This is a genomic window from Acidobacteriaceae bacterium, from assembly GCA_035944135.1.
Classification (GTDB): Bacteria; Acidobacteriota; Terriglobia; order Terriglobales; family Acidobacteriaceae; genus Granulicella.
The window spans coordinates 110,030-122,150 of sequence record DASZBM010000004.1 but is presented as its reverse complement, the minus strand read 5'-3'; the positions used below and the strand labels follow the sequence as shown (position 1 = coordinate 122,150).

6 protein-coding genes are annotated in these 12,121 nt (G+C 60.7%); 4 read left to right on the top strand and 2 right to left on the bottom strand.

What is annotated here, in order from left to right:
* Positions 1 to 190 precede the first annotated feature (190 nt).
* Positions 191 to 2,716, bottom strand: coding sequence for a glycoside hydrolase family 31 protein (locus VGU25_10600; protein ID HEV2577649.1), 2,526 nt, complete (start codon positions 2,714 to 2,716; stop codon positions 191 to 193).
* A gap of 77 nt (positions 2,717 to 2,793) precedes the next feature.
* Positions 2,794 to 6,561 (bottom strand): carboxypeptidase-like regulatory domain-containing protein, encoded by a 3,768-nt coding sequence (locus VGU25_10595; protein HEV2577648.1) that lies wholly within the window; start codon positions 6,559 to 6,561, stop codon positions 2,794 to 2,796.
* Between the two features lie 227 nt (positions 6,562 to 6,788).
* Between VGU25_10595 and VGU25_10590 the strand changes: the two genes are divergently transcribed.
* The 4 genes from VGU25_10590 to VGU25_10575 all read left to right on the top strand — a co-directional run bounded on the left by VGU25_10590 (position 6,789) and on the right by VGU25_10575 (position 12,119).
* Positions 6,789 to 8,045: a hypothetical protein gene (locus VGU25_10590; GenBank protein HEV2577647.1), complete on the top strand. Its 1,257-nt coding sequence runs from the start codon at positions 6,789 to 6,791 to the stop codon at positions 8,043 to 8,045.
* 30 nt (positions 8,046 to 8,075) lie between these two features.
* Positions 8,076 to 9,560 carry an endo-1,3-alpha-glucanase family glycosylhydrolase gene (locus tag VGU25_10585; GenBank protein HEV2577646.1) on the top strand — a complete coding sequence of 495 codons (1,485 nt, stop codon included), beginning with the start codon at positions 8,076 to 8,078 and terminating at the stop codon, positions 9,558 to 9,560.
* A complete protein-coding gene (locus tag VGU25_10580) occupies positions 9,557 to 11,125 on the top strand; it encodes a sulfatase (protein ID HEV2577645.1) in 1,569 nt (522 codons plus the stop codon). The genes VGU25_10585 and VGU25_10580 overlap by 4 nt, the downstream gene beginning before the upstream one ends.
* 145 nt (positions 11,126 to 11,270) lie before the next feature.
* A complete protein-coding gene (locus tag VGU25_10575; protein ID HEV2577644.1) occupies positions 11,271 to 12,119 on the top strand; it encodes a formylglycine-generating enzyme family protein in 849 nt (282 codons plus the stop codon).
* Positions 12,120 to 12,121: the final 2 nt, after the last annotated feature.

Here is a 12,121-nt window from a genome sequence, read left to right as displayed (position 1 = left end):
AGCACGGTCCTCAAATGACCGCGTTGATTCAAAACTCTGCGTGTGCGCAAGTCTCTGCCCGCAGGTCCGCGCTGTCAAGCGCTAAATGGAAAGTCTGCGCGCACAAAAAAGGAGGAACACGAAGCCTCGCTCAGTGCACCCGGAAGATCGTCAGGAAGGCGCGTGACTGTGTCACCGACGTAATGCCGGGTTAGTGGATCGTTACGGAAAGGTTGTGGTCGGTGTAGGGGAGGGAGAGTGTCGTCGCTTCGCCGGCATGTTCGAGCGGGAGAGATGAACCGTTCACGATGGTGGAAGTGGTGTGAGGAGTCCATCCGTAGATCTCGAGGCGAATTTCGGTCCACCAAGGTTTGTAGGGCCCTTGTTCGGTGATGTTCAGGGTGAATGCGTCAGGCTTGACCTCGCAGGTGAAGCCCATGCGGAGGAAGTCGCCGCGCGTGTAGGCGAAGGTGTGGCCGTCGTCGAGATAGAGCGAGCCACGGCAGTCGGCGCCCGCGTAAATACGGAGTGTGAGCGGGCCTTGCGGGGTTTCGGCGGTGCTCTGAGTGAGCGGAGCGATGGGAAGGATGGCGCCGCCGCGGACGAACACGGGAAGTGTGGCGAGATCGGGATGAACCGTGGTCGTCAGTGGCACGAGGTCGGCGCCCGAGGGTGGAACGCCGTCGACGGTGGGCTTGCCGTGCGCGGGTTCAGGGAGGCGCTTGCCGGTCCAGTAGTCGTACCAGATGGGAGTGGGGAGTTCGACGGTGTAGGCGTCGGGCTGCTCGGGGTAGGGTGAGGGCGCGATGAGGAGATCGTGGCCGAGGAGGAATTCGCCGATGGTGGATGGATCGATGTCGATGGGGTGGCCGTCGGTGGCCGCGCGCGGATAGTCGAGGAAGACTGGCCGCATCATCGGCATGCCATCGCGCGCGGTCTCTTCGGCCGCGGTATAGAGGTAGGGCATGAGGCGGTAGCGTTCTTCGATGAAGCGGCGGCGGATGTCGAGTTGATCGGGGCCGTTGGGGGTTAGCAGCGCCCAGGGTTCCTGATCGGCGGTTCCGGATTCGCTGTGATCGCGGTCGATTGGGTGGAAGGCGGCGACTTCAAGCCAGCGGGTGAGGAGTTCAGGGGTGGCAGAGCCGGCGAAGCCGCCGACGTCGGCGCCGGCAAAACTGAAGCCGCTGAGACCGAGATTCTTGAGCATGGGCGCAGTCATGCGCAGGTGGTTCCATGTGCTGGAATCGTCGCCGGTCCAGGTGGTGGCGTAGCGTTGGCCGCCGGCGTAGGTGGCGCGCGTGAGCACGAAGGGCCGCTCGTCGGGTAGGAGCCTGCGCAGGCCGTCGTAGGTGGCGCGGGAGTTTTCCATGCCGTAGACGTTGTGAATCTCGGCATGCGTGGCAGTGCGCGGAGTGAAGTCGTCACTGTCGATGCGGTGAACGACGTCGAGCGGCATCGTTTTGTTCTGCGTGTTGAATACGGAAGGCTCGTTCATGTCGTTCCAGAAGCCGGCGACGCCATCGTGAACGAAGTCTGTGTAGAGCGTGCCCCACCACTCGCGCGTGGCAGCGTGTGTGAAGTCGGGGAAGACTGCGGGGCCGGGCCAGACGATGCCAGTGAAGACGGAGCCGTCGGCGTTGTGCACAAATTCGTTGCCGGCGATGCCGGTGTCGTAGGGAGCGTAGTTGTGGTTGGGGAGGTTGGCGATGTGGAGGTCGGTGATGACGACGAGCTTGAGGTTCATCTGCTTCAAGCGCGCGACCATGCCAGGAAAGTCGGGGAAGGCGATGGGGTCGATGGTGAAGGGGCGATTCTTTTCCTGGAAGCCGATGTCGAGATAGACGGCGTCGGCGGGAATGTGGTCGGCGCGGAGGCGAGAGGCCACGTCCATGAGGCGCTGCTCGGGGGCGTAGGTGTAGCGCGACTGCTGGTAGCCGAGCATCCATATGGGCGGAAGCGGCGGACGGCCGGTGAGCCAGGTGTACTGCTCCACGACATCGCGCGGTGTGGGGCCGGCGAAGATGTAGAAGTCTATGGGGCCGTCGACGGCGCCGAAGGTGTAGGCGTTGGGCGAGAGTTTGCCGAAGTCGAAGCTCGAGCGCCATGTGTTGTCGAGGAAGACGCCAGCGGAATTGCCGGCGCGGAAGGTGAGAAAGAACGGGATGGATTTATAGAGCGGGTCGGTAGACTCCTGGAAACGGTAGGAGTCGGTGTTCCAGAGGTCGAAGGCCTGACCGCGGTGGTCGAAGGGGCCGGTCTTGTCGCCGAGCGCGAAGTAGTGCTCGTCATCGGGCATGGTTTCGGAGAGGCGGAAGGCGTGACCGGCGAAGCAGACGGGGCGCGTGTCGTGGAGGAGTGTGCGGCCGGTGGTGTCGTGGACGGTGAGGCTGAGGTCGGCGCGCGAGAGATCGGCGGTGATGGCGGTGGTGTGGATGATGACGGTGTTCGCGGTCGTCTCGATGGTGACGTGCGCGGTTGACTTGTGGGCTTCGGGGACGACGGCCCAGGACGCGTCTTCGGGGAGTTTTGATGTGAGCGAGATGCGAACGCGAAGGACGTCAGGGCGGAGTGCGGTGAGTTCTTCAAGGCCGTGGGCGGTTTGGATCCGCAGGCCATTGGAGAGTTTGTCGATGTGTTGAATGGGCCCAAGGCCGCAGGTGGGCGACTGCGCGCGTGCGTTCGCAGCGCAAAGCGCAGCAGCGAGGAAGGCCGTAAGTAGAGAGCGGTGACCGAACATACATCCTTCCAGAGGGCTGAAGACACGGATGCCAGGCTCGCGCGATGGTTTGGTTCATCGCGCGAGCCCGTGCACGATTAGAAGTCAAACTTCAGCGAGACCTCGGAGAGTCGCCGACCGAGCTTTTGGGGCGCGGAGCCGAAGCCGGTGGCGGGGTTGTAGGTTGCGGTCTGCGGTGTGGCGTTGGCGGAGGTGTCGCTCAGCTGGAGCGTCGTCTGCGAGGCATAGCCCGTGCCAAAGCTGTTGAGAGGGTGATTGAGGAAGTTGAAGGCAGCGTAGCGGATGCGAAGATGACGCTCGCCGCCGATGGAGAAGCCTTTTTCAAGGGTGAGATCAGAGTTGAAGAAGGCGGGACCGTGCGCGTAGGGCTCGATGGCTGGGCCATTGGTACCGAGTGCGGGCAGCGCAAAGCACGAGCCGTTCAGGTACTGATGCGAGCTGAGGCCGGACTTCGGATTGCACTTGAGCACGGGCTGGAGGTTGACGTCGGGCGTGCCGAGGATAGTGGTGTTGGAGACGCCGTACTGGCTGGCTCCGCTGCCGATGACACCTTGAACATAGTAGCCGGGCGAGGCGCTGACGCCGGTCTGCATGTTGGGGCCGCTGGAGATGTTAGTGATGCCGGAGATGAGCCAGTTGTTAATGAAGCCGCCGAGCATGTGCTGATCGGTGAACTTGCCTGTCTGGTAGGAGTAGCTGAGGTTGAGGATCTGCGTGCGGTCGAAGTTCATCGGACCGTAGTTGGCATAGAGGTTGAAGGGATCGATGCCGGCGGTCCAGTTGAAGTCGGCGGACGAGCCGAGAATGCCGAGTGCCTTCGAGAAGGTGTAGTTGGCGTTGAAGTTCAACCGGCCGATCTGCTTGATGGCTTCAACCTGCAGGGCGTTGTAGTTGGCGAAAGTGTTGTGGTGCGGAACGAGAATCTGGCTGTAGTTGGGATACGGCCGCGCGGACTGGTAGCTCTTGTCGCCTGGATAGTTGAAGAGCGAGTCGAGGCTGGCCGCCTGCTGGGGCGTGCATCCCTTGGGGTTGCAGGCCTGGTAGCCGGACTGATTGTTGATGGCGGTCGCGGCGGCTGGCGTGAAGAGATAGCCGACCGGGATGGCGTTCACGTTGTCGAGCACGACAGTCTGCGTGGTGCCGTTGTCCATCAGAGAGTTCGAGTTGTTGCCGACGTAGGAGACCTGCATGATCCAGTTCTTCGGCATCTGCTGGGCGATGGAGAGCGAGTAGTTGTTGGTGACCGGCTCTTTGTTGTCAGTTGGATCCAGGCCGTAGACGGTGGTGAGCGGGATGGAGGTCTCGGTGCCGCCGGCGTTACCGTAGGTGACGGGATTGAGGTGGAGGGTGTTAACGCCTTCGAGGGTGTTGTCGCCGAAGCCCTGGAGGTCGGTGTAGCGGACGTTCTCCGCTTGCGCGAACATGCTGGTAACATCGACGACGGAGTCATGGAAGCGGTAAGCTCCGACACCGCCGCGCACGACGGTCTTGCCGTTGGAGAAGACGTCAAGCGCGAAGCCGAAGCGGGGCTCCCAGAAGATCGGCGTGTTGCCGACGCCTGAGTTCGGAATCGACTTGTTGAGCCCGTGCCACGTGAAGCCGGGCAGCGGATTGGTCGTGGGGTTCTTCGCGGTGGTGTAGAGCGCCGGATTCCAGATGGAGGCTCCGATGCCGTGCGCATCCTGCCAGGCACCTTCGTGGCTGACGCGCAGACCGTAGGTGGCGACGAAGTTGTGCGTGATGCGCCAGGTGTCCTGACCGTAGAAGTCGGTGTTCCAGAAGTAGAGGTTGGTGTACGGATTGAAGTTCTGCTGGTGCCAGTCCTGGATCTGGCCCTCGAAAAAGTTGGCGAGCGCGTTGCCGGAGTTGAAGTGCGGGAGGCCGTAGGCGGGGGAGCCGTCAGGGTAAGTGCCGTTATAGTCGGCAAAGTAGCTTCCGGCGCCGCCGTAGTAGTAGTCCTGAATGATGCCGTTCGTGGACGGGTTGGTGGCGGTCTGGTTGTTGATGGTCTTCTGGCTGAAGATGCCGAACTTGACGGTGTGCGTGCCCCAGACCTTGGTGATGTTATCGCCGACGTTGGGCTGAAGTTTTTTGAGCTCGAGCGGATTGTTGGAGTAGTCGGGCCAGAGGCCGAGAGGAAGACCGCCGTAGGTGGTGTACGTGCCTAGCTGCGGGTACTGCGTGTCGCCGTTGTCGAAAGCGCCATTGTAGGGGTAGTTGATGGCGGACTTTTGGAGAGCTGCGATCTGGCGGGCGTCGAAGGACTGCACAAACGAGGTGATCGTGAGATAAAGCTCGTTGGTGAGCGTTGGGGTGAAGACGGTGACGTAGTTGGCAGCGGCGGAGTGGACCCAGATGTCGTTGTTGATGCCGTAGCCGGGCGTGTTGACTTCGCCCATAACGCTGGTCGGCTCGTAATACGGCACGAGCGGCTGGCCGTCGCGGCTCTTTTCGAAGCTATAGCGCGCGAAGAAGAGGTTGCGCGGCGAGATGGCGTAGTCGACGCGGCCGACGTATTGGTTGACGTTGTTGTTAACGAGGTCGAGCTGATCGTAGTTGTAGCCGTCGGTTCCGGTCAGGCGTGTGGGCAGCGGGAGCGTTCCGTTGACGATCGCCATCGCCCCAGGGTTCAGCCAGGGCGCGATGTTTCCAGTGGTTGTGATGTCGGTATCATCATCGCCGCGCGTCGGGGCGACATTGAACGTTCCATAGTTGCCGTTCGTGGCCATTGGTCCAAGGAATGCGTTGAGCGAAGCCTGGCTGAAGTCGCCCTTGCGCATGGCGGCGGTGGGAACGAGCGCGTGGATGATGGCGCTGCCGGCGCTGCCGTAAGCGAAGACATTACGCTGCGCGTCGACCTCAGCACCGGCTAGGAAGGTGAGCTTTCTGGAGTGCGGTATGGGGCCGCTGATGGTGCCGCCGGGGTATACGAAGCGGTCATTGGGGCGTGCGATGCCGTTGTACTTCGCGAGCCAGTCGTTGGAGTTGAGCACGGACGTACGGGCGTAGGTGTAAAGCGAGCCGTGATATGCGGAGGTGCCGGACTTGGTCGCGCCCTGGATGACGACCGGGCCGTTGGACTGATCGGCGCCGAAGTTAGAGGTCTGGACCTGCACCTCGCTGACGAAGCCGTCGTTGATGTTCTGGAGGTTGGAACCGAAGTTTCCGGCGTCGGTGAGGTTGGCGCCATCTAGCTTGAGGGTGATGCCGGCGACGGGCGCACCGTTGGAGGCATAGGGCGTGGGCTGGCCGACGGTGACCTGCGAGAAGTCCGGTGCGGTGTTCTGGGGCCCGAGGTTGCGGATGGCGAAGCCGGGGAGGATCTTCTGGAGCTCGGTGGCATCGCGGCCGACAACGGAGAGCCTCTCGAGATCGTTGGCGGTGATGGTGGAGCTGATCTGGCCATTGTCGAGCGGAATGCCGGCGACGGTCGAGGTGACAGTGACGCTCTGGGTCTCGGCACCTATGGAGAGCTGGACGTCCGTGAGGGAGATGTTGTCGCCCGGGTCGAGATGGATGCCGGTGCGGGTGTAGGACTGGAAGCCGGCGTGGCTGACGGTGAGCTTGTAGTCGCCGTTGGGCACGGAGGAGAAGGTGAACGCGCCGGCGCCGTTGGAGTGCAGGGTGCGCTGCTGCGAGGTCTGGGCGTTCTGAAGGGTGACGGTCGCGGCGGGGACGGCCGCGCCGGTGGGATCCTGAACCAGGCCGCTGAGCGCGGCGGTACCAACTTGCGCGAGGGCGCCGGTGGTGAACGCGACGAAGAAGATGGAGAGGAGAGCGAGAATAGTGCGGCGCGTTTTTATTGTGTGATGGGCCGCGCTTCGGGTGTAACTCTGTGTCGTCAAGATAGCCTCCGTCCCTGCAGGCGTAAGTCGCATGTGAGGGATTCTGGAACGGAAGCTATGTAAAGGCGATTCAGGTAGAGGAAGAAAGGTCCTTGCAGCAAAGCTAACCGTCATTAACAGTAAAGAGTCTTTTGTTGTGAATGAGTTGCACCGAGTGCCTCAGCAGATAACTGTCGCGCTTCTTGGTTCGAACGCGGGGCTATAATTCTCGGGGCATACGCAGAAAAATGGTGATTGACGTCAATAAGAAGGACGCGAGTCCCTTCACAGATCAGGAGAAGCTCGCTGCCAATGAGCAGCTGGAGCGTCTGCTGGCAAATCCGTATTTCAGCCACAGCCGCCGCTTCCCTTCCTTCCTGCGGTTCATCGTGGACCAGACACTCTTGGGCCGGACGGACCTCCTCAAGGAACGGACACTAGGGGTAGAGGTCTTCGGCAAGCACGTGAACTATGACACGGCGAACGATCCGATTGTCCGGGTGACCGCGGCGGAGATCCGGAAGAGGATTGCGCAGTATTACCAGGACCCTGCGCATGAGCATGAGCTACGACTGTCATTGCCGCCGGGGTCGTATGTGCCGAAGTTCGACCCTCCACCCAGGCTGGCGGAGGAGCCACAGTCTTCTCTGTTGAGTGGCGCTGGAGAGATTGAGGGTGCAAGCCCGGCAAGTGAGAGGGATCGGAACATCGATCATTCGGCAGCGATCGCGCGACATAAGCGCGCGGTGCGGCTGCTGACGGCGCTGGTTGTCTTTCTCGTCGCGGCAGGTGCGTTTGCGTGGTGGTGGGAGTCGCGGCCGTCGGCGGTGACGACGTTCTGGAATCCGGTGCTGAACTCGAGTGAACCGGTTTTGTTTTGCATTGCGGATCAGACTCAGTACACGGCGATTGCGCTCCGGGATGCGCAGGACCCGACGAAGCAGCTGGTGTTGAAGGACAATTTGACCGCTGTGGTGATCGACGATTTGAGCCCGACCGTAAAGATCGCGGGATTTCTGCAGTCTAACCACAAGAAGTACAGCGTGCGTGGCGAGGGGTCGACGACACTGATGGACCTGCGTGGTGGCCCGACGGTGTTTATCGGGGCGTATGACAATCAGTGGACACTGCGACTGCTGAAGCCGCTGCGCTTCCACTTTGTGAACGATGCGTCAATGATGCACTTCGGGATCGTAGACGCGAGCTCGAAGACGCCGACGACGTGGATGGTGGACCGCACGCAGCAGATTGCAACGAACAACTATCGGGACTATGCGATTGTGGCGCGCTTTACGGACACCACGACCGGCAAGCTGGCGGTGGTGGCGGCGGGCATTGGGCGCGGCGGAACGATTGCGGCAGGAGAACTGCTGACGGATCCGGCGCAATTGGCTCCTGTGTTGAAAGCTGCGGGCGACAAACGGAACATTGAGCTGGTGCTGAGCACTCCGATTATTGGAGGCGAGCCGGGACCGCCGCGTGTTGAGGCGTCATACGCCTGGTAGCGCGCAGGTAGAATGCGGCGTTGAGCTGCAATGAGACTTGAGGGACATCGTTGGTGCGCGTGCGCGCTGTTGATGCTGCTGTGGTGCGCGCGCGCCGCGGCACAGCGGATGGTGTTTGCGCATTACATGCTGACCAATCAGGACTACCAGGCGGACGATGATCCGACACAGGAGAAAAAGATTGCAGCCTATGAGCGCGAGATTGCGCAGGCGCGCGCCCTTGGGATCGATGGCTTCGCGCTGAATGCGGGAGGGTGGCTCAAGCAACCGTACTACGTGCGCTACGCGGCGCAGATGTTTGAAGCGGCGGCACGGCTGAATGATGGGTTCAAGCTGATGTTCTCGGCGGATTTCTGCTGCGGAAATACGGCAGCGGACGCAGAGGATATGATGCGGCGGTTTGCGAATAACCCGCGATATGCGCGCGTGTATTTCAGACACGACGGCCGGTTTGTGCTGACGACGTTTGCGGGAGACAAGCTGGGCATGGCCGGATGGCAGCAGATCCGCGAGGACCTGGCGAGCGGTGCACATCCTTCGACGGCGAGGTTTGCGAATGCTCTGAAGAGCGTGAGCGGAGCCCCGAGCAATGCGCCGATGACGATCTTTCTTGTGCCCGCGTTCTTCTGGGGAGGCGAGACGCCGGAACCGGCGGCCGTGCAGCGCGGAGAGAGCGAGTGGGGAGATGCAATCGACGGCTCGTTTTATTGGGGAATTGCGGGTGTACCAGGATCGGGAGGCACGTTGGATGTGGTGCGCAGTAGCGATGTGTATGCGCGTGTGCTGCACGCCGCGCACAAGCTCTATATGGCTCCCGCGGCGGTACAGTTCTGGGGAGCAAATGCAAATCGCTACTACGAGTACTCGGGCGGCCGGGGAATGCGGGCGATGTGGATGGGCGCGATTGAGTCGCGGGCGGATTGGGTGGAGATCATCACGTGGAATGACTTTATTGAGGGAACTTATGTGAGCCCGATTGATGATCCGAACAAGTATGCGGGTGCAAATGAGCTTGTGCAGAGTGGTGTGCCGGCGGGACTGCGCGGGTACTTCCACAGTCATTCTGCAGCAGGCGAGCTGATGAGCTACTACATCCGCTGGTACAAGACGGGCGTGCAGCCGGCGATCAAGAGGGACGCGATCTATTGGTTCTACAGGACGCAGCCTGAGGCGGTGGATGCAGGTGTGCCTTCAGTGAAGAACAGGTATGGGCCGGTGAAGGATGTGATCTATGTCACGGCGAACCTGACGGCGGCTGGCACGCTGAGGGTGGAATCGGGCGGGCGAGTGACGACGGTTGAACTGTCGGCGGGGAGCGATGATGCGGCGGTGCCGTTTGCCGTGGGAGCGGCTCCTAGGTTCACGCTAATGCGCCGTGGGAAGGTAGTGATTGAGGCGGTGGGTAAGGACAGGATTGAGGCCGCGCCGAAGTACAACGATTTTTATTACTCGACGGGTGAGGCGGCGGCGTTTTCAGGTGATACAAGGGAGCATTCGCTGAGAGGTACACGATGACAGCAGATCGTAGGGGCTCGAACTCGGGGGGATTCAGCCGCAGAACAGCGCTAAAGACCCTCAGCGGTGCATTGGCTGCTTCTTTGACGGGACAGGCCTCCGCGGCCAGTGCGCCGAGCAGGCCGCCAACGGGCGTGCGGCCGAAACAGCCGAACATTCTCTGGATCACGGGCGAGGGTGTTCCGACGTCGGTATTAAGTTGCTACGGAAGCAAGCTGATCCAGACACCAAACATCGACCGCATTGCGAACGAGGGCGTTCGATTCCAGAATGCATTTACGACAAATGCGCTGTGTGCACCGAGCCGCGCCACGCTGCTGACCGGAACCTACACGCACATCAACGGGGTGGTGGCGAACCCAGACATTCCGGGCCAACTCCAGGCCGAAGCCCCGACCTTCAACCCTGCTCAACAGACCTTCGTGAAGATCATGAAGGCGAACGGATACCAGACGGGCCTGGTAGGCAAGTGGCACTTGCCGATCAATCCTGCGGATGCAGGATTCGATTACTTCATCTACAAGGAAGGCGCGGGCGGACCCTACTACGATCCCAATGGCTTTCTCGGCAATCCGTCGCTCGGAAGCCGCGAGATTCGGAACATGCGGTTTGAAGGCTACGAGACGGATGTGATGACGGATCTGGTGATGAAGGGGATTGAGGAGTTCGACAAGCCTTTTCTGATGATGGTGCAGTACTTCAATGCGCACCGGCCGTTCGATCCGCCACACAAGTACGAGCATCTGTATGACAACACGCGGATCCCAGAACCTGGCACATTCTGGGACGACTACAGCCATCGCTCATCAGCTGCGAAGCGTGCCCGGATGCGCATCGAAGACATGCCTGATTTCAATCCACCGTCCGACCTTACGCCTCGGCAGCGGAAGCAATGGAACTATCAGAAATTTATGGAGCACTTCCTGGGCACACTGCGCTCGCAGGACGACAACATTGGGCGGCTGTTCGAATTTCTGGAGAGGAAAGGGCTCGCGGAGAATACGGTCGTGGTTTACACAACAGACCACGGCTTCTTCATGGGAGATCATGGATGGTTCGACAAGAGATTCATGTACGAACAGGCGATCCGTGTACCGATGATGATTCGCACGCCGTGGCAACAACATCGCGGTGTCGTGCGCGAGCATTGGACCGCGAACATTGATAATGCACCGACGGCACTTGAGCTTGCGGGGCTCCCTGTTCCGGCGGAGATGCAGGGTAAAAGTCTTGTGCCGCTGCTCGAAAGTGGTTCGACGGAGCGGCCGTCGCTGTTTTACTACCATTACTACGAGTTCGGGGCGCCGCACTGGGTGCCACCGCACTATGGCGTTCGCACTGAGCGCTACAAACTCATCTATTACTACACGCGGAATGAGTGGGAGCTCTTCGATCTGGAGAAGGATCCGGACGAGATGGATAACCTCATCATCGAAAACGGACTGAGCGTGCAGCCGGAGTATAAGACGGTCGTTCAGACGCTCGCGAAGCAGCTGTCACAGTTGCGCGAACAGTACAAGGACCATACTGGCCCTCCCGTAAAGCTTTGGCTTGAGGGAGACTAGAAGAAGTATGGCGTGCGGATCTAACCCGAACATCAAGCCTGCGTGTTGCGCGCCTTTCGGATCACATGGCACGCAGATCGGAAGTGAAAGCACTCAGCAAATCGCTTCATTGAGGAGCAAGTGCAGCGAAACTGCGTTGGCACGGATGATCTCGCTGCCGGCCGCCTCGTTCTTGATGGGCACGGATACCGAAGAGGGATTTCCGGAGGACGGCGAAGGGCCAATCCGGGAGGTATTCGTCGATGCGTTCCTGGTTGACCGCCATCCCGTGACGAACGCTCTCTTTGAGGAATTCGTCCGCGCCACAGATTACAAGACGGAAGCGGAGCGCTTCGGCTGGTCATTCGTGTTCTGGGCGCATCTGCCAAAGAAGAGGTTCGCTGAACTGGTGGAGGACACGGTGGCTGCGGCTCCGTGGTGGTGCAAGGTTCGAGGCGCAAGTTGGAAATCTCCTGAGGGTCCGCAATCGAACGTCAAGACACGGGGCGATCATCCAGTCGTGCATGTCTCATGGAATGATGCACAGGCGTTTTGCAGATGGTACGGCCAACGGCTGCCGACGGAGGCTGAGTGGGAGTACGCAGCGCGCGGAGGTTTGGAGCAGAAGCTCTATCCGTGGGGAGACAAGCTGCGCCCTGGCGGCGAGCATCGCTGCAACATCTGGCAGGGAGAGTTTCCAAAGCTCGACACCGGCGACGATGGTTACAAGGGCACGTGTCCGGTGGAAGCGTTTCCACCCAACGGCTTCGGCCTGTACTCCGTTACCGGCAACACGTGGGAGTGGTGTGCGGACTGGTTCGACCCAACGTTTCATCGCACAGGTCCACGCAGTAATCCGCAAGGGCCGCCCGCTGGCGTCGCCCGCGTTATGAAGGGCGGTTCCTTCCTGTGTCACAAGTCCTACTGCAATCGATACCGGGTAGCGGCGCGAAGCTCCAACACACCGGACAGTTCTACGTCGAACATTGGCTTTCGATGCGCACTTTCCGCATAGCG

Excerpts from the sequence above, each read along its gene's own strand:
- VGU25_10600 (HEV2577649.1), bottom strand. The coding sequence starts at position 2,716 with ATGTTCGGTCACCGCTCTCTACTTACGGCCTTCCTCGCTGCTGCGCTT.
- VGU25_10590 (HEV2577647.1), top strand. The coding sequence starts at position 6,789 with ATGGTGATTGACGTCAATAAGAAGGACGCGAGTCCCTTCACAGATCAG.
- VGU25_10585 (HEV2577646.1), top strand. The coding sequence starts at position 8,076 with ATGAGACTTGAGGGACATCGTTGGTGCGCGTGCGCGCTGTTGATGCTG.
- VGU25_10580 (HEV2577645.1), top strand. The coding sequence starts at position 9,557 with ATGACAGCAGATCGTAGGGGCTCGAACTCGGGGGGATTCAGCCGCAGA.
- VGU25_10575 (HEV2577644.1), top strand. The coding sequence starts at position 11,271 with ATGATCTCGCTGCCGGCCGCCTCGTTCTTGATGGGCACGGATACCGAA.